Source organism: Nocardia rosealba, from assembly GCF_020216065.1.
Taxonomy (GTDB): Bacteria; Actinomycetota; Actinomycetes; order Mycobacteriales; family Mycobacteriaceae; genus Nocardia; species Nocardia rosealba.
Window position 1 is genome coordinate 341,165 of the sequence record NZ_JAIWNA010000004.1, and the last position, 23,268, is coordinate 364,432.

The following is a 23,268-nucleotide window of genomic DNA, read 5'->3' on the forward strand; positions in this document are numbered from 1 at the left end:
CGGGCTCGGTGGGGGGGGGGGTGGGGGGGGGCGGGCCCGCCCCCCGGCGACCAGAGCGGTATTCGCTCTGGTCGCGGGACTGATCGCCATCGTCGGTGGCGCCTGGGTGGTCACCACGGCCGAAGGAGGACTCGGCACCGGGAACGGTCTCGGCGGGGGCGTCGTGGCGATTGCCTTCGGGCTGGCGAGCGTGGTCGTCGGCGGGCTTTCGCTCGCCCGCGCCCGTCGTGTCGGCTGACGCGACGGGCCGTGCTCACCGGGGGCTCAGTGACCTCGCGCGATCCACTCCGCGAGCGACGGTTTCTCCGCCCCGATCGTCGTGCTGTCACCGTGACCGGTGTTGACCGTCGTGTCCTCCGGGAGGGTGAGCAACCGGTCCCGTATCGAATCGATGATCGTGTCGAAATCGGAGAAGGATCGCCCGGTCGCTCCCGGCCCACCGGAGAACAGGGTGTCGCCGGTGAAGAGGGCCGCGAGGTCGGGGGCGTACAGGGAGACCGAACCGGGGGAGTGGCCCGGGGTGTGCAGGATGTCGATGTCGGTGCCCGCCACCGTGATTCGGTCGGTGCCGTCGAGGGAGCGGTAGCCGACGGACGGGTGGGTCATCCGCCACAGCGGTTCGTCGCCGGGGTGGAGGAGGATGGGGGCGTCCAGGCGGGTGGCCAGGTCGGGGGCGACGGTGACGTGGTCGTTGTGACCGTGCGTGCACAGGATCGCGGTGACGTTCCGATTGCCGACGGCGGCGGCGATGGCGTCGGCGGCGTGGGCGGCGTCGATCACCAGCACCTCGTCATCGTCACCGATCAGCCACACATTGTTGTCGACGTCCCAGGTGCCGCCGTCGAGGCTGAAAGTGCCGGAGGTGACGACCTTTTCGATGCGGGCGCTCACCAGACCACCACCGAGCGCAGCACGCGACCCTCGCCCATGGCGGTGAAGGAAGCCTCGACGTCGTCGATGCCGATGCGTTCGGTGACGAACCGGTCCAGTGGCAGTCGGCCCTGCCGGTACAGGTCGATGAGCATGGGGAAGTCGCGCTCGGGCAGGCAGTCGCCGTACCACGACGATTTCAGCGAACCACCGTGCGAGAACAGGTCGATCAGGGGCATGTCGAGGCTCATGTCCGGGGTCGGGACGCCGACGAGCACCACGGTGCCCGCGAGGTCGCGGCCGTAGAACGCCTGCTTCCAGGTCTCCGGCCTGCCGACCGCGTCGATCACCACGTCGGCACCGAAACCGTCGGTCAGGTCTTTGATCTGTTCCACCACGTCGCCGCTGGTGGCATCGATCGTGTGGGTGGCGCCGAAGTCCTTGGCCCACTCCAGCTTCCGCGCGTCACGGTCGATCGCGATGATGGTGCCCGCGCCCGCGAGATTCGCACCGGCGATCGCGGCGTCACCCACACCGCCGCAGCCGATCACGGCGACGCTGTCACCGCGCGAGACCGAACCGGTGTTCATCGCGGCGCCGATACCGGCCATCACACCGCAGCCGAGCAGGCCCGCGACAGCCGGATCGGTGCCGGGATCGACTCGCGTGCACTGCTTTTCGTGCACCAGCGTCTTGTCGGCGAAGGCGCCGATACCCAGCGCGGGGGTGAGCGGGGTGCCGTCGGCAAGCGTCATCGGGACGCTCGCGTTGTGGGTGTCGAAGCAGTACCACGGGCGGCCACGCCGACACGCACGGCACTCACCGCAGACCGCGCGCCAGTTCAGGACGACGAAATCGCCCTCGGCCACGTGGGTTACCGCCTCGCCGACCGATTCGACGACACCGGCCGCCTCGTGCCCGAGCAGGAACGGGAACTCGTCGTTGATCCCGCCCTCGCGGTAGTGCAGATCGGTGTGGCACACCCCGCACGCCTGCACCCGGACCACCACATCGTGCGGTCCCGGGTCGGGAATCACGATGTCGACGGTTTCCACGGGCGCGTTCTTCGTGAGAGCGACGACACCGCGCACTGATTCAGGCATGCGGACCTCCTAATGGTTTGCGTGGTGGCCTCCACGCTAGCCGGGCCCGCGCCGGATTCAATCCGGGATCGGCGGAATGTCCCCGGTCGGCGTGCCGAGCTCGTCCTTCACGTGGTGCTCGACCAGCAGGGGAACGAAGTCGCGCACCTGCGCCGATCCGAAATGCTGGTAGGTCTCGCGCACGATGTCGGTGATCTCTTCGTGTGGGATGTTCGGGTACCGGATGGTCAACCGTTCGATGACCTCGTCGAGTTGCTGCTGCTCGTGAGTAGTCATGCCCGTGGAGTACCCCGAACGGGCCGGGTCAACAGGCTAGGGGCTCAGTCGTTCCAGCACCGCGCCGACCACCAGGCACGCGCTGTCGACCACGTCACCGATCGGCTGGCGGTAGTCCGACAGCACCCACTGCTGGGCGATGATGACGATCGCCCCGACCAGCCCGAGCAGCACCGTGCGCACGCTCACCGCCGGGTGGGCGTCGTGGTCGACGTGCGGGGTGAGCAGGGCGAGGCAGATGTCGACCAGTGCGTCGAGCACGTCGCGATAAGCCCGGTCGACGGCGGGACTCACGCCGAGGATCTCGAAGAAGGCGATGCGCGGCACGCGCGGGTCGTCGTGGATGAGCTGGAAGTAAGCGGCCAGCGCCACCCGGACCTGAGTCGTCACATCGGTGTCGGCCGTGCTGATGCCCGCGTGGATCGACTCGATCATCCGCGCTGCGATCTCGCGGTACACCTCGAGCAGCAAATCCTCACTGTCGCTGAAGGATTCGTAGAAGTACCGCTTCCCGACGCCGGCGGCCGCGCAGATCGTGGTCACCGTGGTGTTGCGGTATCCCTCGGTGCCGAATGCTTCGGTGGCGGCTTCGATGAGCCGGGCACGGCGTTCCTGCTGGCGTTGTCCGGGGGCGGCGCCCCGGTATCGGCGACCGTCGGCGTCGAATCCGGGCGCAGTCACAGGGGTGATTGTGTCAGGTGGAGGTGATGACGCCGGTCGGCGGGCGGCGGAGAGCACATCGTTGCGATCGCGTGTGACACAGGCTACGTTACTTTCCGGTACGGGAACGACACGGTTCCCGATAGCGGGAGGGCTGACGTCGACGTATGGGCAAATATCGTGGGCGACTGGCGGCGCTGATGGCGTCGGTCGTCGTATTGGCAGGTGCGGTGGCATCCGCGCCGATGGGCTCGGCCGCACCGGCCGCCGAAGGGCTCGACGCGCAATTCGTGGCAACCCATACCGGACCCCAGCAGTATCCCAACGTCTTCATCGAGTGGGACGTCCCCATCACGATGAGCGACGGCACGGTATTGAAAGCCAACGTCTATCACCCGGCCGGTGCCGACGGTCAGCCCATCGCCGAACCCACGCCGACGATCGTCAATATGACGCCCTACACCAAGCTGGTGTCCAACATCGCGGACTCGGCGCTCGCGGTGCCCGGCCTGTCGGATCTGCTGATGCCGGTCTTGCAGAACCTCGACTTCTCGCCGTTCGGCTTCAGCAGCCTCAGCGACATGATGAAGGCGCTGCCCGGCGGCGCGGCGCGCACCTTCGGTGTCGACCGCAATCTGATCCGCGGTGGATACACCCAGGTGGTCGTCGACGTGCGTGGCACCGGGTTCTCGCAGGGCACCTGGCAGGTGTTCGGTGAACGCGAGCAGCTCGACGGCGTCGAGGTGGTGGACTGGGCGGCGAAACAGCGCTGGTCGGACGGCAAGATCGGGATGAGCGGCATCTCCTATTCGGGGATCAACCAGCTGCACACCGCTCAGCGTCAGCCCGAGGCGTTGAAGGCGATCTTCCCGGTGGTGCCCGGTAGCGACCTGATCCGCGATGTCGCCGCGCCCGGTGGCGCACTCGGCGTCGGCTTCATCCCGGCCTGGCTGCTCGCGGTCGACGGCGCCAAACTACTGCCCGACATGGTTTCGATCCTGGCGGGCAAGTTCGACTGGGTATGGCTGGCCGACCGGGTGCGCGACCCGTTCACCTTCTTCAATGTGCTCATCGCCGCCCTGACCACCCCGACCGTCGAGCAGATCCCGCCGGAGATGTCGGCGATCCTCGACGACGATTCAGCCCTGCGCACCGCATGGGTCGGGCAGCCGGAGAAGGTTCAGGTGCCCGCGTTCCTCTACGGCGGCTGGCACGACATCTTCACCTACTCGACCCCGCGCATCTACAACGCGCTCGATGTGCCGGCCGAGCAGAAGAAGCTCGTCATGGGCAACGTGTACCACGTGACCGTGAGCTCGGGACTCGGTCAGCCGGGTGCGCCCGCGCCGCTCGAGGCATTGCAGCGCGCGTGGTTCGACAAGTGGCTCAAGGGCATCGACAACGGCATCGATCGGTACGACCCGGTGACGCTGTGGCAGCAGGGCAGCGAGCAGTGGACCACCGATGTGTCGTTCCCGCGTCCCGGCATGGAGTACCGCCGGATGTATCTGGCCGCCGCGTCGTCGGGGACCGCGCCCGGTGCGCGTCACGACGGCAGTCTTGTCACCGCTCCCGGTGGGGCACAGCGTCTTTCGGTGGATCCGAGTTTGTCGACGATCTGTTCGCGTGATGCCGCACAGGGCACCGCCGGACTCGTTCCGCTGCCCGATGTGTGTGTCAAGGATGCCCGGATCAGCGAGGGTGCCGCGCTCACCTTCACCACCGCGCCGGTCGACAAGCCGACACGGATCTCCGGGGCGATCGCCGCGCACCTGAACACGGTGCTCGACACCACCGACGGGTACTGGACCGTCACCGTCAACGATGTGGCGCCGGACGGACGTTCGACGGTCTGGTCGCAGGGTCAGCTGATGGCGTCGCTGCGGGCGATCGACGAGGCCAAGTCCACCCGTTCGCCCAACGGCGACTACACCGATCCGTACCCCATCCTCACGCTGGACACCCGCCAGCCGACGGTGCCGGGTGAGCCGACGACCATCGAGATCGGCATCCGCGCCACCGACGGTGTGCTGCTGCCGGGGCACCGCCTGCGTGTCGACGTGTTCGCGGGCAACTTCCCCAGCGCGATCCCGCTGCGGCCGCTGCTGAACGAGAGCGGCCTGCGGACCCAGCACCTCGAGCTCGACCCGTCGCGGCCGAGCTGGATCAATGTGCCGATGGATGTCGATCCCGGCTGGTGATCAGGCCCGCTCGAACAGGTGGGTCAGGTCGTCGACGAACTCGGCGTAGGCCTGGGTGCGGTCGGTCGCCCGCAGCACCGAGGACGGATGCACCGTCGCGCCGACCCGGAAATGTTCGAGTTCGACCGTGCGGCCACGCAATTCGGTGACCTTCGCCTTCGGGCCGAGCACCGATTGCGTGGCGATGGCACCCAGGCAGATCACGAGTTCCGGTGCGATGAGGTCCAATTCGCGGGTGAGCCAGGGTGCGCAGGCGACGATCTCGGTGCGCCGGGGTTGCTGATGGATGCGACGTTTGCCGCGTTGCTCGAAGCGGAAGTGCTTCACCGCGTTCGTGAGGTAGAGCGTTTTCCGGTCGACGCCGATATCGTCGAGCGCGCGGTCCAGCAGTCGTCCGGCCGGTCCGACGAACGGGTGCCCGTCGAGGTCTTCCTCGTTCCCGGGTTGTTCACCGATCAGGACGGTGCTCGCGTGCGGTGCGCCCTCGCCGAACACCGTCTGGGTGGCATCGCGATAGAGATCGCAGCCGTGACAGGCGTCGGCGGCGGCCGCGAGGGTGGCCAGGTCGTCGGTGCTCGGCACGTACTCGGCCGCACCGGGGTATTTGGTCGTGGTCATGAGGCGGCCCGCAGGGTGGACAGGTCCGGCACGCGGGTCACCTCGGCGCCCGCACCCTCGGCCAGGTGGGCGAAGGTGACGGCGTCGCGCACGGCCGCCCCGCCGGGGTCGTTGTTGAAGTAGACGTAGCAGTCGGCGTCGGCCGGGAAGATGTCGAGCAGACGGTGCACCCAGCCGTTCAACGCCTGCCTGCCGTAGTGCGGCGGTGGGTTCGCGCGCCCGGCGTGCAGGCGGAGATACGCCCAGTCGGTGGTCCGCCACAGTGGGGTCACCGGCCGGGAATCACGATCCGCCCAGGACAGCGCGGCTCCGCGTTCACACAGGACATCGCGGATCTCGTCGGTCCACCACGACTCGTGCCTCGGTTCCACGGCCACCCGCACCGAGGACGGAAAACAGCGCAGACAGTCGTCGAGCAGGCCCGCGTCGGCCCGCAGGGTGGGTGGCAGTTGCAACAGGATCGGGCCGAGCCGGTCGCCGAGGCCTTCGGCCCGATCGAGCAGGCGCTGCACCGGTTCTTCCGGCTCGCGCAGTCGTTTGATGTGGGTGAGGAACCGGCTGGCCTTCACCGCGACAACGAAATCCGCAGGCGTGCGCTCGCGCCAGGCGGCGAAGGTTTCCTGGCTCGGTAGCCGGTAGAAGGCGTTGTTGGATTCCACCGTCGCGAAGGCCTGCGCGAAGTGCTCGAGCCAGCTTCGTATCGGCAGCCCCTCCGGATACAGCACACCGCGCCAATCACGGTATTGCCAGCCGGAGGTACCTATCCGCAGGGGCATCGCCGATTCAGCCCTCCGCGCGCAACAGCGGTTGGAGTTCGCTGCTGTAGAAATCGAGGAACGCGTCGACATCGGGGCCCGCGTTCATCAGCACCACCCGGTCGAAGCCGGCGTCGGTGGCCTTGCGGACAGCCTCGACATAGCGCTTGGGGTCGTTGCCGCAGACCATCGCCTCGAGCATGTCGTCCACTCGCACGGTGGTCGACGCGGCGGCGAAGTTCACCGGATTCGGCAACTCGCTCATCACTTTCCAGCCGCCGGTCATCCACCGATTCGTCGACAGCGCGGCCTCCGCGGCCCTGCGCTCGTCGGGATCGAAAGCGACACCGACCTCTACATAGCGTGGCCCCATGCCGCCGGAGTCCCGGTAGGTGCGCACCAGGTCGGGGTCGGGTTCGGTGGCGAACAGGCCGTCGCCGAGTTCGGCGGCGATCTCGGCCGCACGTGGGCCACCCGCCGCGACAGCGATCTTCGGCGGTGTGTCCGGCAGATCGAAGACCCGCGCGTCCGACAGCGACAGGTATCGACCGTCGTAATTGCGGTATCCGCCGCGCCACAGCAGGCGGATGATCTCGAGCGCCTCGCGCAACATCCGCTGCCGAACGAGCACCGGCGGGAATTCCTGGCCGACCACGTGCTCGTTGAGCCGCTCACCGGAACCGATCCCGAGGGTGAAGCGTCCATCGGAGATCAGCGCCGTGGTGGCGGCGGCCTGGGCGATGATCGCGGGGTGGTAGCGGATGATCGGGCAGGTCACGCCGGTCGCGAGCTCGAGGCGGTCGGTGCGCGCGGCAATCGCACCGAGCACCGACCAGGCGAACGGTGAATGGCCCTGATTGTCCAGCCACGGATGGAAATGGTCGCTGATCTCGACGAAATCGAAGCCGACGGACTCGGCCCGAACGGCCTGGCGGACCAGCTCGTTCGGGTCGAAGGCCTCGGCCGCCAACTTGAATCCGATCTGCATGGCGAACCTCCGGGGTCAGTGGCGTCCGAGGGCGTTGGCCAGTTCCTGCTTGTTCATCTTGGAGCGGCCGTCGATATTGCGGCGGCGGGCCTCTTCGTACAGTTCGTCGCGCGTCTTGCCGCTGCCCTTGGCCTGCTGGCCGCCGCGACGGGAGGTGCCACTGGACTTGCCGCCGGATTTCCCGCCGGAAGACGACCCACCCGACTTGGTCTCGCCGTGCTGGGCGCGGGTCTTGTTCACGGTGCGGGCGGCGATCTCCTCCGCGCGGTCCTCGCTGCGGCCCCGCTCACGCTCGGATTTCTTGATGTCCTTGTACTGACGTTCGCGTTTGTCGCTCCACGCTTGCTGCGGCATGAGTCTGCACCTCCTGGGTGGTGGGCGTTCTGGTTGCGGCCTACCCGGTGGGTGGCGAGAGAAACACTCCGGGTAGACAAAGACGGGTGACGGCGCCGCGAAGGCGCCGTCACCCGTCTGGGCCTGCGATCAGACGAATAGGGCCACGATCGCATCGAAGAAATCTTTGAAGAATTCCCACAGCATGAGACTCACCTCCTTCCCTCCGCATCCGGATAGCTAACCGGCAGGCGGTCACGGTGTTTGTGCAGCTCGTCCACCACAATCCCCTGGTAGATGGGCTTCTAACCGCATATATCGAGGATACCCAGATAGCTGTTAGCAATAACTCAGCGATCGATTTTAATCTCGTATCGATACACGAATGAAGGATTTTGGTGTTACGCGGAGTACGAGATAGTTGTACGATCAGAACCAACCCGCGAGGCGCACCGTCGCGCCCCGGGCGCACAACGATCGTGCGGTGATCGAGGAGTACCGATGAAGTTACTTCGCTGGAGTGCCACCCGACCGGACGTCGATCCGGGAGCGGTCGCGCTGCACGCGCGCAATGTCACCTTCGACTGGTCCGGCGTCCCCTTGCAATGGATGCCCGCCGAACCCGTTGCGGGACATCTGATCTGCGCTTTGAACATGCTGCTGCCCGAGGGTGAGCGCATGTTCATCGCGACCTACCGCGAGGCGCTGGCCTACGTCGAGGACGAGAAGCTGCGTGAGGACATGCTCGGCTTCATCGGCCAGGAGTCCATGCACGCGGAAACCCACGCCAAGGTGCTCGTCGACATGCTCGCCGCCAACGGAGTCGACACCGCGCCGTACGAGCGGCAGATGGAATACCTGTTCCGGGTGACGCTCGGCAAGCGCGGCGAGGGTCGCGCGGGCAAGCAGATGCTGGTGGAACGGCTGGCGTTCATCGCCTGTCTCGAGCACTTCTTCGCCTGGCTCGGCAACTGGGTGCTCAATGCCGACCTGGAGAAGTTCGGCGCCGACCCACGCATGGCCGATCTGTTCCGCTGGCACGGCGCCGAGGAGGTCGAGCACCGCAGCGTCGCCCATGATGTCGCCGAGTACTTCGGTGTCGGCTACCTGCGCCGCGGCGCGACGATGACGCTGGTGTTCCCCATCTTCCTCGCGCTGCTCCTACGCGGCACGCGTTTCCTCGTGCATCAGGATCCGCAGCTGCCCGACCACGGGTATCCGAAGCTGCTCGCCGGTGTGTTCGGCGCGATGTGGCGTGGCGCGATCCCCGGTGTGCCGTCGCTGCTGGTGAGCGCGCTGTCGACCTTCCAGCCGGGGTACAACCCGGAAAATGTCGGGTCGACCGCCCAGGCGCTGGCCTACCTCGCCGCCTCGCCCGGCGCCCGCGCGGCCGCGTCATGACCGTCCGCGACCTTCCCGGTGATCTGTACGGCAAGCATCGGCACGACCCGGGAATGCGGGTGATCGACACGATCGCGACCTTCCGGCTGCGGTGGAGCGCGCTGGTGAACCGCCGCGATCCGCGCTCGCGCGTCGCCGACCACCGGCTGCCGGTGGTCGTCACCGAACGCCGGATCGAGGCGCACGACCAGGACGTGGTGAGTCTGCGCCTCGAGTCGCCCGAGGGGCGGGTGCTGCCGCGCTGGCGTCCCGGCGCACATCTGGATCTCGAGCTGCCCTCTGGCCGCCTGCGGCAGTACTCGCTGTGCGGTGACCCCGCCGACGCGCACGCCTACCGGATCGCGGTGCGCCGGATCCCCGACGGCGGAGGCGGCTCGGTGGAGGTGCACGACGAACTGCCGGTGGGCAGCACGCTGATGGTGCGTGGCCCACGCAACGCTTTCCCGTTCGTGGTGCCCGGGCACGGTTCGCCCGCACGGCGTCTGCATTTCGTGGCCGGCGGTATCGGCATCACCCCGATCCTGCCGATGGCCCGGCTCGCCCACCGTCTCGGCGTGGAGTGGACCATGGTCTACAGCGGGCGCAGCCGGGCGACGATCCCGTTCCTCGACGAGCTCGAGGCGTTCGGCCCGCACGTGATCGTGCGTACCGACGACGAACACGGCCTGCCGGGCGCCACCGATCTGCTGCCCGGCGTCGGACCGGGCACTGCGATCTATGCGTGCGGTCCCACCCCGATGACCTCGGCCGTCGTCGGCGCGGTGCGCGAGATGCCGGAGGTGGAACTGCACTACGAACGGTTCTCGCCGCCGCCGATCGTCGACGGCGAACCGTTCGAGATCGAACTCGCCTCCACCGGTGAAGTCCTCACCGTCCCCGCCGATCGCACGGTGCTCGACACCATCCTGACCGTCCGCCCCGACCAGCCGTACTCGTGCAGGCAGGGCTTCTGCCGCACCTGCGTGGTCCGCGTGCGTGGCGGCGAACCCGACCATCGAGAGAGCGTGCTCTCCGAGACCGACCACGCCGCGGGCGACATGCTCGCTTGCGTATCCCGTTCCCGCGGTGAGCGTTTGGTGCTCGACCTGTGAGCCCGGTTGCGCGACCTACCCACACGAGGAGTCCGAAAGTATGACGATCGACCCGGCCAACGAGCGCATCGTGCGCAATGGTGCCTTCGATATCGCGGTGTTCGAATACGGTGATCCCGCCGGCGAGACGGTGGTGCTCGTGCACGGCTGGCCCGACACCCATCACCTGTGGGAGCGGGTGATCCCGCTGCTCGCCGACCGCTTCCACGTGGTCGCCTACGACACGCGAGGCCACGGCGCCTCCACGCGCACACAGCGCACCGCCGATTTCCGGCTCGACGAACTCGCCGGTGACTTCTACGCGGTGATCGACGCGGTGAGCCCCGACCGTCCCGTGCATGTGCTCGCGCACGACTGGGGTTCGATCCAGCTCTGGGAGGCGGTGTGCGAACCGCAGGCCGCCGAGCGGGTCGCCTCGTTCACCTCGGTGTCGGGCCCCAACCTCGACCACATCGCGGCATGGATACGCAACCGGCTCTCGCGGCCCACCCCGCGCAATGTGTGGCAGCCGCTGACTCAGCTGGCGTCCTCGGCTTACACGTTCTTCTTCATGACGCCGGGCCTGCCGCGCGCGACGTTCAACGCCATCGGCACCGAAAAGTTATGGCAGCGTGCGGTTTCCCTCATGAACGACACGCCCGCCGCGAATGTGAAGCTCGGTCCGACCTTCCGTCGCGACATGGTCGACGGGCTGCTCATCTACCGCGCCAATATCGTGCAGCGCCTGCTCGCCCCGCGCGAGCGTCGCACCACCGTGCCGGTCCAGCTCATCGTCGCAGGCCGCGATGTCGCCCTGCGCCCGGCCGGTTACGACGACTCGCACAAGTGGACCGACCGGCTGTGGCGGCGCGATGTACCCGCCGGGCACTGGGTGCCGTTCTCCCATCCCGAATTGCTGGCCACCGCCACCACCGAACTCATCGATGCTCTCTCCGGTGCCGGTATCTCGCGTGGGCTGGCGCGCGCCGAAGTCGGCCGCACGCGGAGGGAATTCGACGATCACCTCGTGGTCGTCACCGGTGCGGGCAGTGGCATCGGCCGCGAGACCGCGCTCGCCTTCGCCCGGCTCGGTGCCGAGCTGGTGCTCTCCGACATCGACGAGCTCGGCGCCAAACGGACCGCCGAACTGGTCGCTGCCGAAGGTGGTGTCGCCCATGCTTATCCGCTTGACGTGTCCGATGAAGACGCCGTGCGGGAGCATGCCGAGACGGTGATCGCGGCGCACGGTGTGCCCGACATTCTCGTCAACAACGCCGGTGTCGGACAGGCGGGCGGGTTCCTCGACACCCCCACCGAGGAGTTCGACCGGGTGCTGCGGATCAACCTCGGCGGCGTGGTGAACGGCTGCCGCGCCTTCGGATCGGCCATGGCCGAACGTGGACTCGGCGGGCACATCGTGAACCTGTCGAGCATGGCCGCCTACAGCCCGCAACGCGATATGAGCGCCTACGCGACGAGCAAGTCGGCGGTGTTCATGTTCTCCGACTGCCTGCGTGCGGAACTGGCCGATCGCGGGATCTCCGTGTCCACTGTCTGCCCCGGCATCGTGCACACCAATATCGTTGCCACCACTCGCATCTCGGGTGTCTCGGCCGACGTGGAGGCCGCGACTCAGCGCAAGTTCGACAAGCTCTACGAACGGCGCGGCTACACCCCGGACAAGGTGGCCGATCAGATCGTGCGTGCCGTGCGCGAACGCCGCGACATCGTGCCGGTGACGCCGGAGTCGTGGTTGCAGTACCGGGTGAACCGGATCGCCCCCGGCGCGGTGCGTTTCGCGGCGCGCCGGATGAAACTGGTCAAGTAGGGGCTCACGCCCGGTGCAGTTGCCGCTCCACTGCGGCGACGTGCCGGGCGTCCACACCCCACGGGTTCTCCACACCGACCTGGCGGTCCAGATCCCACAGCACGCATGGCTCACCGGGCGCCGCGACCATCGACCACGCGACCACCGTTCGCCCGAGCTGTTCGAGCATCGGTCCCGCGTCGGTCGGTGTGTCCGCGGCGACGCCGTCGGGGAAGTGGTGCAGGAACCGGCCGTAGGCCCGATCGCAGAACCGGGCGTAGAGCTGGGTGCACAGGATGAAACCGTGCCAGGCCTCGTCGACCGCGTGCGAGGGCATACCGATCACCTGATCGTCGCGCAGCGCGGCACCACAGCACCGCAACCATTGGCGCAGACCGGTTTCCACCAGATCGCGCGGCTGCCAAGGGCAGGTCTTGAAGATCGCGTCGGGGAAATCGAGGTCGGCGACGGTGCGATCGACCGTCGCCAGATCGACCGGTCGCCGACGAAGTCCGGGGATCGTGATGGCCATGCTTCACTGTAAGGCCCCTGGGCGTCGGGCTGCCGGGAACATTCCGGCGGGTTAGCCTGCACGTATGACCGTCCTGATCGTCCTGTTCTTCCTCGCCGCCGGCATCGGGCTGGTGGTGACGACGGTGGTCGTGCTCGTGCGGAAGCTGAGTGCGCCCCGGATCGACCCTCACGACCCGCGCTGGGTCGCCGGTGCGGCCGGTGCGACGGGGTTCTTTGACGGGACGCCTGGTCAGCCGTGGACGAACAGTGGGTCGGGGTGTTCGGCCGGCTGGCCCGGGGATCCGGGTTCCGGGGGCGGGGGTTGCGGTGGTGGCAGTAGTAGTGGATGCAGTGGGGGAAGTAGCAGTAGCTGCAGTGGCGGAAGCAGTAGCAGCTGCAGTGGCGGTAGTAGTAGCAGTTGTGGCGGTGGGAGCAGCAGTAGTTGTGGCGGCGGAAGTTAGTGTCGGGCGGTGCGCAGGACTCCGCGGGGTCGAGCGCCAGCTGTCGTCCGGTGTGGGTCGACAGTGCGTTATGTGACGGCGGTCTCAGCACCTTGACCTGAACTCTGCTTCAGGTTTGAAGCTTGTGGTGTCCCGGTGAACACCACAAGGAGTCGCGATGCGTGCAGTGCAGGTCAAGGAATTCGGCGGAGTCGATGTGCTCGAGGTGCGCGAGTTGGCCGCGCCGCGGCCCGGTCCGGGTGAGGTGCTCATTGATGTAGACGTGGCCGACGTGATGTTCCTCGATACCCGGCTGCGGGCGGGCTGGGGACTGGACTTCTTCCCGTTGAGCCTGCCGTACATTCCCGGCGGCGCGATCGGCGGTGTGGTGCGTGCGGTCGGCGCGGAGGTCGATCCCGCGTGGGTCGGCAAGCGCGTCGTCACGCAGACGGCGGCCAGCGGCATCGGCGGCGGCCTGCCCATCGGCGGGTACGCCGAGCAGGCGCTCGCACGGGCGGCCACGCTGGTGGAGATCGTCGACGGGCTCAGCACCGTGCAGGCGGTCGCGCTGGCCCACGACGGCCGTACCTCGCTGGCAGTCTTCGATCATGCAGGGGTGCAACCGGATTCGTGGGTGCTCATCACCGCGGCGGCCGGGGGCCTCGGCACACTGCTCACCCAGTTGTCCGTCGCGGCCGGTGCGAAGGTCGTCGCGGCCGCCCGTGGAACCGAAAAGCTGGCTCTCGCACAGCGACTGGGTGCCACCGCTGTTGTCGACTATTCCTCCGACGGCTGGGCGGAGCGGGTTCGCGAGATCACCGGCGGGGGAGCGGCGGTGGTCTTCGACGGTGCCGGCGGTGACATCGGTGGTCACGCGCTGACCGCGACCGCCGACGGCGGCTTGTTCCTCGGATACGGCTCGGCCGCAGGCGACTTCGCCAACGGCGACACAGCGGCGGCGAGTGTGCGTCACGTCACGATTCGTGGCCTGTTCGACATCGTCGGCGGCGAAATCGACTGGCAGTCCATCGCCCGCCGCGCACAGTCGGCAGTGGCCGCCGGTGAGCTGGAAGTGGTGGTTGGCCAGGCATTTCCACTCGAGGAGGTCCGCCGGGCGCACGCCGTCATCGAGGACCGTTCCGCCCTCGGACGTACCGTATTGACGATCGGCGCGACAGTGTAACTTACCCTGCGGCACAACGGAATACACGTTAAGTTCAATATGTGCAGGGAATAATTGTCGCCGGGGTGACAGTCGCGGTCTTGTTGTTGGTAATCGGAGTCATCAAACTCGCCAGCAGTCCAGGGGGAAGTGTCAAGCAGCGCGACCGTTCGGACCGCGCACGCAGCGAACGGGAGAAGGCGAACCGGTCCTGACCGGTCCGGTCCGCCACCCCCCGCACGAGTGGTCAATCTCGCAACCCACCGGGTACCATGCGACTCGCCCGCGGAGACCGCGGTCAGGGGCGGTAGCTCAGTCGGTTAGAGCCGCGGACTCATAATCCGCTGGTCGTGGGTTCGAGCCCCACCCGCCCCACATTTGGTCCTTCACCAGCGGTTATGCCGCCTGGGACACCTGTTTGCGCGGACCGTGCCGGATGAGTTCTCGGTTGGGATCTGCAAGGTCCGACCTCGTCGAATATCGTTCGCGCATGTTTCCCCTGTGGCGAGTCGCGTATGTCAGAGCGGCCGTTCAGCAAGCGCCCTGGCATTCCGTCGCTCTCGGGCTGGCGAGTTGGATCGTCACGGTCGGGGCGCCGGCGGTGTTCGTCGGCATCGTGTTGACGATCGAATCCGATGCCGCCGCAGGGGGATTCGTTATCGCCATTTGGGCGGTGCTCGTGGTGGGTGTCCTGCTTGTCGCGGGCGGGCTGTGGGCGTGGCGGGTCAGTGGGCTCGTCGACAAGGAAGTCAGGGCGCGCTACCACGGGCTGCAGGAGGTCGAGTCCGAGCGGCTGCTGGTGCGCCGACCGGTACCGCAGGACGCGGTTGCGCTCGCCGCCACGATCGATGCGGAGATGATCGCCGGCAACGGGTGGACCGAACGCGAGGCTCGGACAATGGTGAAGTCAGTCCGGTCGGGGCATCCGGTCGCGGGGCTGTTCGTCTTCGAGTCGCGGTCGGATCGGGCCCTGGTCGGTGGCGCGACCGTCCACCCGAGTGACAACGACCCGTCGTCGCGAACCCTCGGTTGGTGGATCGGGCCACGGCACCGGCGCGCGGGCTACGCGAGCGAAGCGGTGGCCGCGCTGGTCGAAGCGATCCATGACGCCGGTTTCGCCACCGTCGAGATCGGTACCTCCGAGTCGAATCTCGCGGTGCGGCGAATCTGCGACAAGATCGGCGCGACGGAAAAGGACCGGCGAGCACAACGGTTGCCGAACGGATCGCTCGTCCCGTCGATCTGGTACGAGCACCGACAGGTGGCAACAGACGAGCCGTCTGCGTCACCCGCCGGATGACGCACCCTCGCTCGTGACGGGATCGACGCCGTCGACAGCGCGCGTCAGACGTTGCGCCGCCTCGCCGGGATCGTGCACCGCCAACGCCTGGTTGACGATCAGCCAGTCCGCGATGTCCTCACCCGAGACGTATTTGCGGAAGCAGTTGTAGATGGCGTAGTAGGCGAACTCGACCGGATCGGGAAAGGTCAGATCGTCGTCTTGCAGTGCGGTTATGGGCTCGAGATAGCGGCTGCTGATATTCGCGAGGTCCACGCCGGCCCGAGCAGCCCCAAGGGCATCGATCGGAAGCTCGACGTCTACGTGGTGGCGCATCCCGACCACCGAGTCGCGGTAGCGAAGCGCGGAAGGCTTGCCCCGAACATAATCGGTCCACGCCGGAAGGACATCGGCACACAGCGACAGATGAACCTGCCGCCGTTGATCGGCTCCCAGCCGGAGGAAGCGCTCATTCGGTGTCATGATTCAGCCCGCGCCGTCGCCAGCAGCTCCCGCCACCGCACCATCAGCAGTTCGGTGTACTGATCCGCCGCGATCCGGACCGGCGTACTGCAGGTACGCGATGGTGAAATCCACCCTGCGCCTCCCGATCTCGAGGTCGAGTACTCATCCTACGTGCGTCGGCGGACCTCGTCCGTGGCTGCCGGGTTTGGCCTAGGGTGTGGGGCATCGGGTGCGAGATGAGGGGCGTGCGATGGCTGCTGTGCTGGTGAAGGGGCAGAATCTGGGGCTGGCGGCGGGGGAGGTGAGGCTGTCGGTGCGTGGTGGTGTGGCGGCGGATCTGTCGGCGCTGCTGGTCACCGAGGTGGGCAAGGTTCGAACGGATGCCGACTTCGTGTTCTTCAATCAACCCCAGGCCCAGGGGGTCCGTCTGGACGGTGCGACACTCCACGTCACGCCGGCCCAGGTGCCGGGTGACATCGCGCAGATCCGGGCGGTGATCACGGCCGACGGGCAGACCTTCGGGAGCGGATCGGCACCGGTCGCGGTTGTCGCCGATTGCGCTGGAAATACTTTGTGCGAGTACGTGATCGAGGGCCTGGATCGAGAAACGGTGGTGATCGCGCTCGAGCTGTATCGCCGGGGTGAGCAGTGGAAGGTGCGGGCGGTCGGGCAAGGGTATGCCGGCGGATTCGCCGATCTGGTCACCGATCACGGGGTGAGTGTCGATGACGAACCGGAAGTCGTCGCGGCGCCGAGGACGGTGCCCGGCGAGCACGCGCTGTCGTTCGAGAAACGGCAGAAACTGGACCTGCGCAAGGAGGAAGTCGCCAAGATCCTCATCGACAAGAGCGCGTTCGGAACGCGGGCGCGGGTGGTGCTGGTAATCGACAAGACCGGCAGCATGCAGAAGATGTATCGCGCCGGAACCGTGCACCGGGTGGTGGAGCGGATGATCCCGGTCGCCACCCAGCTCGACGACGACGGCACCCTCGAGGCCTACCTCTACGCCCTGTCCTACGCGAAACTCCCGGACATCACCGTGGCCGATGCCGAGCGCTGGACGCAGACCTATCTGCACCTGAACGGCACCCACGACGGTATCGACTACGGCAGCCTCGGCGGACGCAACGACGAACTGCCGATCATGCGCGCGGTGATCGACACCCTGCACGGCAGCACCCGGCCCACACTCGTCCTGTTCTTCACCGACGGCGGCTTCGCCAAGAAACGCGAGATCGCCGCGCTCATGCGCGAGGCCGCCCACCTGCCCGCGTTCTGGCAGTTCATCGGACTCGGCCCCGCCAACTTCGGTGTGCTGCGCACCCTGGACGAACTCGACGGCCGGGTGGTCGACAACGCGGGCTTCTTCGCCGTCCCCGACATCGACCAGCTCGACGACGCTGAGCTCTACCGACACCTGCTCAGCGAGTTCCCCGACTGGCTGCGTGCCGCCCGAGCGGCCGGAATCGTCCGGTAATGGTGACTATTCCGCCGCGACGGGAATGTCTTCCGAGGCTCGGGCGATGACGTCGTCGAGGACATCCCTGGAGCGGATCAGGTCGGCGATCGTGCGGTCGATCCGGGCTCGTTCGGTGCAGAGTTCATCGATGAGTTCGGGCGTGGCGTTCTCGTTGGCGCGGCCGTCGGCGTCGCGGATGCAGCACAGGATCTGACCGATCTTCTTGCTGGTCAGCCCGGCCGCGTAGAGCTCCTGGATGTGGATCACCCGGTCCACGGCGAGATCGGGATAGTCACGGTGGCCGCCCGGGGTTCGGTCAGCGGCAAGCAAACCCTGCTCCTCGTAGTAGCGAAGTGACCGTTCGCTGACGCCGGTCCGCGCCGCGAGCTCCCCGATTCGCATGCGCCACCAGGCCTTTCACGCATCGACTTGAACTTCACACCAATGTCAAGTTTTACCGTATCCGCATGACGAAGAATGCAGTACCCAGCCTTTTCGATGCGGCCGTTCTCGGTGCTCTCGAACTCCCCAACCGGCTCGTGATGGCGCCGATGACGCGCAACCGGGCGGCCGAGGACGGTAGCCCGACCGAACTGATGGCGACCTACTACGCCCAGCGCGCCGACGCCGGTCTGATCATCGCCGAGGCGGCCAGCCCCAACCAGGTGGGCATCACGTTCGCGGGCATCCCCGGCATCTACACCGATGCCCACATCGCCGGCTGGCGCGGGATCACCGAGGCGATCCACGCGGCGGGTGGGCGGACCTTTTTGCAAGTGCAGCACGGTGGGCGCGTCGGGCATCCGGACAACAGCGGTGCCACCCCGGTCGCCCCCTCGCCGGTTCGGCTGTCGACGCCGATCCGCACCGCGGCAGGCTCGAAGGACGCGGTGATTCCCCGGGAGCTGAGCATCGACGACATCCACGGCACCGTTCAGGATTTCGCACAGGCGGCCCGCAACGCGATCGCGGCCGGGTTCGACGGCGTGGAGGTGCACAGCGCCAACGGCATGCTGCTGCATCAGTTCCTGTCCGACAACACCAACCAGCGCACCGACGAATACGGCGGCACCGTCGACAACCGCATCCGGTTCACCGTGGAGGTGGTCGAGGCCGTGGCCGCGGCGATCGGACCGGAGCGGGTGGGGGTGCGCGTCGCGCCCGGTGTCGGCGCCAACGACATCGTCGAATCCGACACCGAGGAGCTGTACACCGCGTTGGTCGCCGCACTCGGCGGTCGCGGTCTGGCCTACTTGCACGTGGTGTTCGCCGACCCACGGACACCGGTGTTCGAGCGGATCCGGACGGGCTGGGACGGTGTGCTGATCGCCAACCCGGTGCTCGGCTGGGGTTCGCCGTTGCCCGCCGACGGCGGCAGGTCCGCGGCCGAGGAACTGCTCGCCGCGGGCGCCGACCTGGTCTCGCTCGGCCGGTCATTCCTGGCCAACCCCGACCTCGTCGCCAGGTTGCGCGACGGCGCGCCGATCAACCAGTTCCGTGAGGACTACTTCTACGGTGGCGATGCGACCGGCTACACCGATTACCCGGTCCTCGAATCCGTGGCGTGACCGGGCGGATGCCCCGGCGGCCGGATCGCCGCCGGGGCACGGAGGCCGTGTGAGCTGGAGAAACTCGGTTGTCAGCAGGTCGGCAACTCGTTAGCGTGGCTACGTTTTGTGTTCGACTACCGAGAGGAATGCGATGGAACCCATCACCGAACGCGAGATCAGAGCGTCGTTCGTCAACTGTTCGAAAGGCGACGCCAAACGTCTCAATGTCCCCCGTGACCTGGCCGAACGTCCGTGGGAAGATCTCGACTTCCTCGGCTGGACCGACCCCTCCTACGCGGGGCGCTGCTACATCGCCGTGCCGCGTGACGGCAAGCTGGTGAGCATCGCGCTGCGCCACGAGACGGGCGGTTCGGGCAAGACACAGATGTGTGCGCTGTGCCTCACCAGCCACACCGGCGGCGGGGTCTCGCTGATGACGGCGAACAAGGCCGGGGAATCGGGGCGGCGCGGGAACACGATCGGCAGCTACATGTGCACCGATCTCGCGTGCTCGCTGTACGCCCGCAACAAGAAGAAGCCCTCGATGGGCAGCCGATACCGCGAGGATCTGACCGTGGAGCAGAAGGCCGAGCGCGTGGTGGAGAACCTCTACGCGTTCGTCGACAAGCTCTACACCTAGCGAACCCGCCCGGCTGACAGAAAGGAGGTTGCTGCCATGTGCCGACACAGTAGAGCCCAGCTGAAGCGACCCGGGTTCTGTTGAACCACAACAGAACCCGGGTCGGGAGTCCTTGCCGGTCGAGGCGGCCCGGTTCATCCGGACCGGCCCGAGCGGACGGGAATCAGATCATGGCGTTCATGATGGTGCCGCCGCTGGTGGCGACCACGCCGCCGATCATCGCGCCCGCGACCATCCGCGGCGACTGCATCGCACCGCCGGTCCACTTCTCCCAGGCGAACTTGCCACCCGCGTAGGTGATGGCGATGATGCCCGAAAGCAGCACGAACCAGGTGAAGTAACGCACCATCTGCAAGAGCTTCTCCGACAGCGGCGGCGCCTCGGGTGTCGGATTGCCGATCTGGGCCAAGGTATCGGTGAAGACCAAGGTATCGGCGACAGCGGCCAGAATCATGTTTGCTCACTCGGTAACTCGGGGGAACGGCGATGAACTGCTGTGGCCGATGGTATCCCGTCCGGCGCGGCGTCGCAGCCACCCCCTCGACAGAACCGATCGGTTTTGTTGGTGCGCTGGGGGGTTCGCGGCCGTATCCTGGAACTCGTCCGAATACGGCAGCGCTGGAACGTAGTTCGCTATACGCGGAAAAGGGGAGCAGGCTATGAGCATCATTCTGACGTCGATGGCCGACACCGTCACGACGTTTGCGCAGGTCGGCAACCCTACGCCGGAGGCGCCGCCGCTCTCGGACAAGATCATGCAGATGGTCCAGTACCTCACCTGGTTCATGATTCTGTCGGGCATTCTGGCCATCACCGTCGCGGGCGGAAAGTTTGCCTGGGAGAAGTGGAACGGCAGCTCCATGGAGTCGCCCAAGATGATCGCCGGCGCCATGATCGGCGGTGTGGTCGCCACCAGCGGCGGCACCATCATGAACGCGGTTCTCGGTAGCTAGATCCGGGCGCCCTTGGCTCGGTTGCAGGCCCGGCACAGGATCTGCAGGTTCGACGCGCTCGTCGCGCCGCCCCGGCTGAGCGGGATGATGTGGTCGAACTCCAGGTAGTGCCGGTCGCCGCATTCCACGCAGGCGCCACCGTCGCGCTGCCAGACCAGGGCCTTCACGTCCTGGGGAATGCTGCGGCTGTCGCGCTGGCCGGGCGTGAGGACCAGGCGTTTGGCCACGCGCAGCGCGCCTTCGAGCGCGGCCGCCACATAGTCCGGGTCGGCCACGCCGAAGGTCGCGCCGCCGCGCGCGGAGGTCGCGGCCACCACGACGGTGCCGTGTTCGGGGTGCACCGAAACCACCCGGGACCAGGGCAGTTCGACGCCGGTGCCGTCGCCGACGAAGCGCAGCTTCTTGGAGCTGCCGATCAGCCTGCCCTCGGAGTGGCGTGGACCGCGCGCGAGCATCCGGATGTGCACGGCGGGCAGGTCCAGGTGGACGCGTTCGTCCGGGTCCAGGTGCAGGCCCGGTGTGTCGACGGCAGGCAGCTCGCCTGCGCGCAGCCGTGACAAGGTGCGGCCCCGGTGCATTCGCCTGCGCAGATCGTCGACGATGGGGCCGCCCAGGTCGAGCTCACCGACGACGTGCTCGAACGCGTCCAGTTCATCGGCGAACACCTCACCGTCGGCGAACGCGAAAGCGACCATCCGCTCCACCTGGGTGAGGCCGTCCTCGCGCAGAAACGCTCTGCCCTGTTCCTCATCGATGCGCTGGAACCGCAGCGACGCCCACACCTGTGTCCACTCCGGTGATCGGGTGCCGGGGCCGGTGAGGACCCGCACGGCTCGGTTGCGCCAGTGGGTGAGGAACTCGTCGATCTCGGCGGCACACGTCTTGCACGGAGCGTGACCGCCGAACAGCTTGCGGCGCAAGGTATTACCGCAGCGTGCGCAGTGGCCCCGGGTCGGCGGGAGATATGGGCGCACGCTCGATGTCCATTCGTCGCCGTCCCACCAGCGCAGGCGGTCGGGTGCGTCCGGGTCGGGATGCCAGTCGGCCAGGTCGGGGTCTGCCGGTGGCGGTGGCGGGGTATCGATGACGCGGCGGGTCAGGGCGGGCGCGCCGGACAGTTCGGCACCGGTCCGGCCGGTGCGGCCTTCGTCGGCTCTGCCCACGGAGGCCGGTTCGTCGACCGTGACGCCGAATTCGACGGCCAGCCCCCGCAGCCCGCCTGCCCAGCCCTGGCCGATCGCACGGAACCGCCAGCCACCGTCGCGCCGGTAGAACTCCCCGAACATCATCGCCTGGACGTCCTCGATGCTGTCGACGGCGAAGCGGGCGACCGGACCGTCGGCGGCGTGCACGGTGAGAGTGAGGTCGTCGAGGCGATCGAAGGTGGTGTCGTCCACTGATGCCGTGACGACGATGCGGGCGATATCGGCTTCGGTGCGGGGCAGGGAGACGCTCAGCCGAGCCGTACCCGGTTCGGGTTCCTGGTCGAGCGTGACCGCCTGCGAGGCGTGGCGAGGGGCGTTGAAGAAGACGAAATCGCGGTCGGTGCGGACCAGGCCGGATTCGGTGACCAGGAGTGCGTGGGCGTCGACAGCCTGCGCTCCCCGCCATGAAACAACCACGGCGAGAAGCGATGTCGGTACCGGCGAATTCGCGCCCTTGCGTAGTTCCATGGTCCTCGCATGATGCCACGGAGGTCCGACACGGTTTGCCGGAGCGCCGCCCCGGCCACCTCGGTGAGTGTGAGCCATCTCGCAGGACCGGGCCTGGTTTCACCCATCCTCAGAGGTTTAGCGTTGGGGTCCGCTCGATAACGAAATCCGTTGTGATATAGGGATATTCGGTGCAAAGCGGACATTTTGGCGGCCGCCGCGTTCGGTGCCGACGGCCGAGCTGACGAGGAGCTGGTCGGTATGTCGAATGGTCACTTACTCACCCGACGAGGAGCGCTTGCCGCGCTCGCGCTGCTCGCGGTGGCGGGGTGCGGTGGGTCGGGGCAGGCAGCGCACACTGACGTGCACTGGGATTACGACGCGGAAGGGCCCGACCACTGGGCCGATCTGGACAGCCGGTTCGTGACCTGCCGCAGCGGGCACGCGCAGTCGCCGATCGATCTGCCCGCCCATACGGAACTGCATCCCGACGAGCACATCGACATCGAGTACCGGCCGATGTCCTCGGTGCAGGTGGTGAACAACGGGCACACGATTCAGGCGAACGTGGCGTCCGGCTCGGGTAACCGCATCGTCGTCGACGGGAGCGCGTTCGAGTTGACCCAGTTCCATTTCCACCTGCCGAGCGAGCACACCGTCGACGGGGCGGAAGCGGCGATGGAGCTGCACTTCGTGCACGCGGACCGGGCAGGCAGGCTCGCGGTACTCGCGGTGCTGTTGCGCGCGCAGCCGGACTCGGCGCCGCTGGGGACGGTACTCGCGGCGGCACCGGATCGGATGGGTGCCACCAGGACGGTGACGAGCATCGATCCGCGCGCGTATCTGCCGACCGGGTTCGCCCAGTTCCGCTACGAGGGTTCGCTCACCACGCCGCCCTGTACCGAAGGGGTGCGCTGGATCGTGCTGCGCGAACCCGCGCCGGTCGCGATCGCCGATGTGGAGCACTATCGCGCGCTGTTCCCGCACACCAACCGCCCGGTGCAACCGCGATTCGGCCGACCGGTCGTGCTGGCCGGACAGAACTGACGGACACGGCGGCTCCTCCCTGCGCA

At 67.4% G+C, this 23,268-nt stretch carries 25 protein-coding genes and 1 tRNA gene; 13 read left to right on the forward strand and 13 right to left on the reverse strand.

Annotation, left to right across the window (positions count from 1 at the left end; all coding sequences use genetic code 11):
- Positions 1 to 238: DUF6223 family protein (locus tag LDL21_RS18450; protein ID WP_225281093.1), on the forward strand; the 238-nt coding region annotated here is incomplete at its 5' end.
- A 26-nt stretch (positions 239 to 264) separates the two neighbouring features.
- On the opposite strand, the gene LDL21_RS18455 is transcribed toward LDL21_RS18450, so the two are convergent.
- Genes LDL21_RS18455 through LDL21_RS18470 form a run of 4 tightly spaced genes read right to left on the reverse strand, consistent with a single transcriptional unit; the run spans position 265 to position 2,930 of the window.
- A complete protein-coding gene (locus LDL21_RS18455) occupies positions 265 to 891 on the reverse strand; it encodes an MBL fold metallo-hydrolase (RefSeq protein WP_225281094.1) in 627 nt (208 codons plus the stop codon).
- The gene (locus LDL21_RS18460) at positions 888 to 1,973 is read right to left on the reverse strand and encodes an S-(hydroxymethyl)mycothiol dehydrogenase (RefSeq protein WP_225281095.1); all 1,086 of its coding nucleotides are present in this window, start codon (positions 1,971 to 1,973) and stop codon (positions 888 to 890) included. The genes LDL21_RS18455 and LDL21_RS18460 overlap by 4 nt, the downstream gene beginning before the upstream one ends.
- Before the next feature lie 57 nt (positions 1,974 to 2,030).
- Positions 2,031 to 2,249 (reverse strand): three-helix bundle dimerization domain-containing protein, encoded by a 219-nt coding sequence (locus tag LDL21_RS18465; RefSeq protein WP_225281096.1) that lies wholly within the window; start codon positions 2,247 to 2,249, stop codon positions 2,031 to 2,033.
- A 36-nt stretch (positions 2,250 to 2,285) separates the two neighbouring features.
- Positions 2,286 to 2,930, reverse strand: a complete 645-nt coding sequence (locus LDL21_RS18470; RefSeq protein ID WP_067486909.1) for a TetR/AcrR family transcriptional regulator — start codon at positions 2,928 to 2,930, stop codon at positions 2,286 to 2,288.
- Between the two features lie 146 nt (positions 2,931 to 3,076).
- On the opposite strand from LDL21_RS18470, the gene LDL21_RS18475 reads away from it, so the two are divergent.
- Positions 3,077 to 5,110 (forward strand): CocE/NonD family hydrolase, encoded by a 2,034-nt coding sequence (locus LDL21_RS18475; RefSeq protein ID WP_225281097.1) that lies wholly within the window; start codon positions 3,077 to 3,079, stop codon positions 5,108 to 5,110.
- Here the strand turns inward: LDL21_RS18475 and LDL21_RS18480 are convergent, their stop codons facing one another.
- From LDL21_RS18480 to LDL21_RS18495, 4 genes are read right to left on the reverse strand one after another with little or no spacing between them, the layout of a single operon-like run.
- Positions 5,111 to 5,728, reverse strand: coding sequence for a UdgX family uracil-DNA binding protein (locus tag LDL21_RS18480; protein ID WP_225281098.1), 618 nt, complete (start codon positions 5,726 to 5,728; stop codon positions 5,111 to 5,113).
- Complete coding sequence (locus tag LDL21_RS18485; protein ID WP_225281099.1) at positions 5,725 to 6,504, reverse strand: DUF72 domain-containing protein; 780 nt, start codon at positions 6,502 to 6,504, stop codon at positions 5,725 to 5,727. Before LDL21_RS18485 ends, LDL21_RS18480 begins: the two co-directional genes overlap by 4 nt.
- 7 nt (positions 6,505 to 6,511) lie before the next feature.
- Positions 6,512 to 7,471 (reverse strand): TIGR03557 family F420-dependent LLM class oxidoreductase, encoded by a 960-nt coding sequence (locus LDL21_RS18490; RefSeq protein WP_225281100.1) that lies wholly within the window; start codon positions 7,469 to 7,471, stop codon positions 6,512 to 6,514.
- Between the two features lie 15 nt (positions 7,472 to 7,486).
- The gene (locus LDL21_RS18495) at positions 7,487 to 7,825 is read right to left on the reverse strand and encodes a plasmid stabilization protein (protein ID WP_067642258.1); all 339 of its coding nucleotides are present in this window, start codon (positions 7,823 to 7,825) and stop codon (positions 7,487 to 7,489) included.
- Positions 7,826 to 8,305: 480 nt separating this feature from the next.
- On the opposite strand from LDL21_RS18495, the gene LDL21_RS18500 reads away from it, so the two are divergent.
- From LDL21_RS18500 to LDL21_RS18510, 3 genes are read left to right on the forward strand one after another with little or no spacing between them, the layout of a single operon-like run.
- On the forward strand, positions 8,306 to 9,205 hold the full coding sequence (locus LDL21_RS18500; RefSeq protein ID WP_225281101.1) for a metal-dependent hydrolase: 900 nt from the start codon (positions 8,306 to 8,308) through the stop codon (positions 9,203 to 9,205).
- On the forward strand, positions 9,202 to 10,296 hold the full coding sequence (locus tag LDL21_RS18505) for a PDR/VanB family oxidoreductase (protein WP_225281102.1): 1,095 nt from the start codon (positions 9,202 to 9,204) through the stop codon (positions 10,294 to 10,296). The genes LDL21_RS18500 and LDL21_RS18505 overlap by 4 nt, the downstream gene beginning before the upstream one ends.
- Positions 10,297 to 10,336: 40 nt before the next feature.
- Positions 10,337 to 12,103 (forward strand): SDR family oxidoreductase, encoded by a 1,767-nt coding sequence (locus LDL21_RS18510; protein WP_225281103.1) that lies wholly within the window; start codon positions 10,337 to 10,339, stop codon positions 12,101 to 12,103.
- Between the two features lie 4 nt (positions 12,104 to 12,107).
- Here the strand turns inward: LDL21_RS18510 and LDL21_RS18515 are convergent, their stop codons facing one another.
- On the reverse strand, positions 12,108 to 12,614 hold the full coding sequence (locus tag LDL21_RS18515; RefSeq protein WP_067487148.1) for a UCP032817 domain-containing protein: 507 nt from the start codon (positions 12,612 to 12,614) through the stop codon (positions 12,108 to 12,110).
- Positions 12,615 to 13,213: 599 nt separating this feature from the next.
- Between LDL21_RS18515 and LDL21_RS18520 the strand changes: the two genes are divergently transcribed.
- The 3 genes from LDL21_RS18520 (at position 13,214) to LDL21_RS18530 (ending at position 15,497) form a co-directional block, all read left to right on the forward strand.
- Positions 13,214 to 14,218: a zinc-binding dehydrogenase gene (locus tag LDL21_RS18520; RefSeq protein WP_225281104.1), complete on the forward strand. Its 1,005-nt coding sequence runs from the start codon at positions 13,214 to 13,216 to the stop codon at positions 14,216 to 14,218.
- Positions 14,219 to 14,498: 280 nt separating this feature from the next.
- Positions 14,499 to 14,572, forward strand: a tRNA-Ile gene (locus tag LDL21_RS18525).
- A 115-nt stretch (positions 14,573 to 14,687) separates the two neighbouring features.
- Positions 14,688 to 15,497, forward strand: coding sequence for a GNAT family N-acetyltransferase (locus tag LDL21_RS18530; RefSeq protein ID WP_225281105.1), 810 nt, complete (start codon positions 14,688 to 14,690; stop codon positions 15,495 to 15,497).
- Here LDL21_RS18530 and LDL21_RS18535 read toward each other — a convergent pair.
- A complete protein-coding gene (locus LDL21_RS18535; protein ID WP_225281106.1) occupies positions 15,483 to 15,959 on the reverse strand; it encodes a hypothetical protein in 477 nt (158 codons plus the stop codon). The genes LDL21_RS18530 and LDL21_RS18535 overlap by 15 nt on opposite strands.
- A 232-nt stretch (positions 15,960 to 16,191) precedes the next feature.
- Here LDL21_RS18535 and LDL21_RS18540 point away from each other — a divergent pair, with 232 nt between their 5' ends.
- Positions 16,192 to 17,418, forward strand: a complete 1,227-nt coding sequence (locus tag LDL21_RS18540) for a vWA domain-containing protein (RefSeq protein ID WP_225281107.1) — start codon at positions 16,192 to 16,194, stop codon at positions 17,416 to 17,418.
- Between the two features lie 6 nt (positions 17,419 to 17,424).
- Here the strand turns inward: LDL21_RS18540 and LDL21_RS18545 are convergent, their stop codons facing one another.
- A complete protein-coding gene (locus LDL21_RS18545) occupies positions 17,425 to 17,802 on the reverse strand; it encodes a MerR family transcriptional regulator (RefSeq protein WP_225281108.1) in 378 nt (125 codons plus the stop codon).
- Positions 17,803 to 17,867: 65 nt separating this feature from the next.
- On the opposite strand from LDL21_RS18545, the gene LDL21_RS18550 reads away from it, so the two are divergent.
- Together LDL21_RS18550 and LDL21_RS18555 are read left to right on the forward strand one after the other, a co-directional pair.
- A complete protein-coding gene (locus tag LDL21_RS18550; RefSeq protein ID WP_225281109.1) occupies positions 17,868 to 18,968 on the forward strand; it encodes an alkene reductase in 1,101 nt (366 codons plus the stop codon).
- Between the two features lie 133 nt (positions 18,969 to 19,101).
- Positions 19,102 to 19,590, forward strand: coding sequence for an FBP domain-containing protein (locus LDL21_RS18555; protein WP_067487172.1), 489 nt, complete (start codon positions 19,102 to 19,104; stop codon positions 19,588 to 19,590).
- A gap of 163 nt (positions 19,591 to 19,753) precedes the next feature.
- On the opposite strand, the gene LDL21_RS18560 is transcribed toward LDL21_RS18555, so the two are convergent.
- The gene (locus LDL21_RS18560; RefSeq protein WP_067487175.1) at positions 19,754 to 20,044 is read right to left on the reverse strand and encodes a hypothetical protein; all 291 of its coding nucleotides are present in this window, start codon (positions 20,042 to 20,044) and stop codon (positions 19,754 to 19,756) included.
- Between the two features lie 205 nt (positions 20,045 to 20,249).
- Between LDL21_RS18560 and LDL21_RS18565 the strand changes: the two genes are divergently transcribed.
- The gene (locus tag LDL21_RS18565; RefSeq protein WP_067487178.1) at positions 20,250 to 20,543 is read left to right on the forward strand and encodes a hypothetical protein; all 294 of its coding nucleotides are present in this window, start codon (positions 20,250 to 20,252) and stop codon (positions 20,541 to 20,543) included.
- Here the strand turns inward: LDL21_RS18565 and LDL21_RS18570 are convergent.
- On the reverse strand, positions 20,540 to 22,216 hold the full coding sequence (locus tag LDL21_RS18570; protein ID WP_225281110.1) for a TerD family protein: 1,677 nt from the start codon (positions 22,214 to 22,216) through the stop codon (positions 20,540 to 20,542). The two genes, LDL21_RS18565 and LDL21_RS18570, sit on opposite strands and share 4 nt — an antisense overlap.
- Positions 22,217 to 22,456: 240 nt before the next feature.
- On the opposite strand from LDL21_RS18570, the gene LDL21_RS18575 reads away from it, so the two are divergent.
- Entirely contained in the window at positions 22,457 to 23,242 is a 786-nt protein-coding gene (locus LDL21_RS18575) for a carbonic anhydrase (RefSeq protein ID WP_225281111.1), read from the forward strand.
- Positions 23,243 to 23,268: the final 26 nt, after the last annotated feature.

Coding starts and splice junctions, on each gene's coding strand:
- LDL21_RS18460 (WP_225281095.1), bottom strand. CDS start 1,973: ATGCCTGAATCAGTGCGCGGTGTCGTCGCTCTCACGAAGAACGCGCCC.
- LDL21_RS18465 (WP_225281096.1), bottom strand. CDS start 2,249: ATGACTACTCACGAGCAGCAGCAACTCGACGAGGTCATCGAACGGTTG.
- LDL21_RS18475 (WP_225281097.1), top strand. CDS start 3,077: ATGGGCAAATATCGTGGGCGACTGGCGGCGCTGATGGCGTCGGTCGTC.
- LDL21_RS18480 (WP_225281098.1), bottom strand. CDS start 5,728: ATGACCACGACCAAATACCCCGGTGCGGCCGAGTACGTGCCGAGCACC.
- LDL21_RS18485 (WP_225281099.1), bottom strand. CDS start 6,504: ATGCCCCTGCGGATAGGTACCTCCGGCTGGCAATACCGTGATTGGCGC.
- LDL21_RS18490 (WP_225281100.1), bottom strand. CDS start 7,471: ATGCAGATCGGATTCAAGTTGGCGGCCGAGGCCTTCGACCCGAACGAG.
- LDL21_RS18495 (WP_067642258.1), bottom strand. CDS start 7,825: ATGCCGCAGCAAGCGTGGAGCGACAAACGCGAACGTCAGTACAAGGAC.
- LDL21_RS18500 (WP_225281101.1), top strand. CDS start 8,306: ATGAAGTTACTTCGCTGGAGTGCCACCCGACCGGACGTCGATCCGGGA.
- LDL21_RS18505 (WP_225281102.1), top strand. CDS start 9,202: ATGACCGTCCGCGACCTTCCCGGTGATCTGTACGGCAAGCATCGGCAC.
- LDL21_RS18510 (WP_225281103.1), top strand. CDS start 10,337: ATGACGATCGACCCGGCCAACGAGCGCATCGTGCGCAATGGTGCCTTC.
- LDL21_RS18515 (WP_067487148.1), bottom strand. CDS start 12,614: ATGGCCATCACGATCCCCGGACTTCGTCGGCGACCGGTCGATCTGGCG.
- LDL21_RS18520 (WP_225281104.1), top strand. CDS start 13,214: ATGCGTGCAGTGCAGGTCAAGGAATTCGGCGGAGTCGATGTGCTCGAG.
- LDL21_RS18530 (WP_225281105.1), top strand. CDS start 14,688: ATGTTTCCCCTGTGGCGAGTCGCGTATGTCAGAGCGGCCGTTCAGCAA.
- LDL21_RS18535 (WP_225281106.1), bottom strand. CDS start 15,959: ATGACACCGAATGAGCGCTTCCTCCGGCTGGGAGCCGATCAACGGCGG.
- LDL21_RS18540 (WP_225281107.1), top strand. CDS start 16,192: ATGGCTGCTGTGCTGGTGAAGGGGCAGAATCTGGGGCTGGCGGCGGGG.
- LDL21_RS18545 (WP_225281108.1), bottom strand. CDS start 17,802: ATGCGAATCGGGGAGCTCGCGGCGCGGACCGGCGTCAGCGAACGGTCA.
- LDL21_RS18550 (WP_225281109.1), top strand. CDS start 17,868: ATGACGAAGAATGCAGTACCCAGCCTTTTCGATGCGGCCGTTCTCGGT.
- LDL21_RS18555 (WP_067487172.1), top strand. CDS start 19,102: ATGGAACCCATCACCGAACGCGAGATCAGAGCGTCGTTCGTCAACTGT.
- LDL21_RS18560 (WP_067487175.1), bottom strand. CDS start 20,044: ATGATTCTGGCCGCTGTCGCCGATACCTTGGTCTTCACCGATACCTTG.
- LDL21_RS18565 (WP_067487178.1), top strand. CDS start 20,250: ATGAGCATCATTCTGACGTCGATGGCCGACACCGTCACGACGTTTGCG.
- LDL21_RS18570 (WP_225281110.1), bottom strand. CDS start 22,216: ATGGAACTACGCAAGGGCGCGAATTCGCCGGTACCGACATCGCTTCTC.
- LDL21_RS18575 (WP_225281111.1), top strand. CDS start 22,457: ATGTCGAATGGTCACTTACTCACCCGACGAGGAGCGCTTGCCGCGCTC.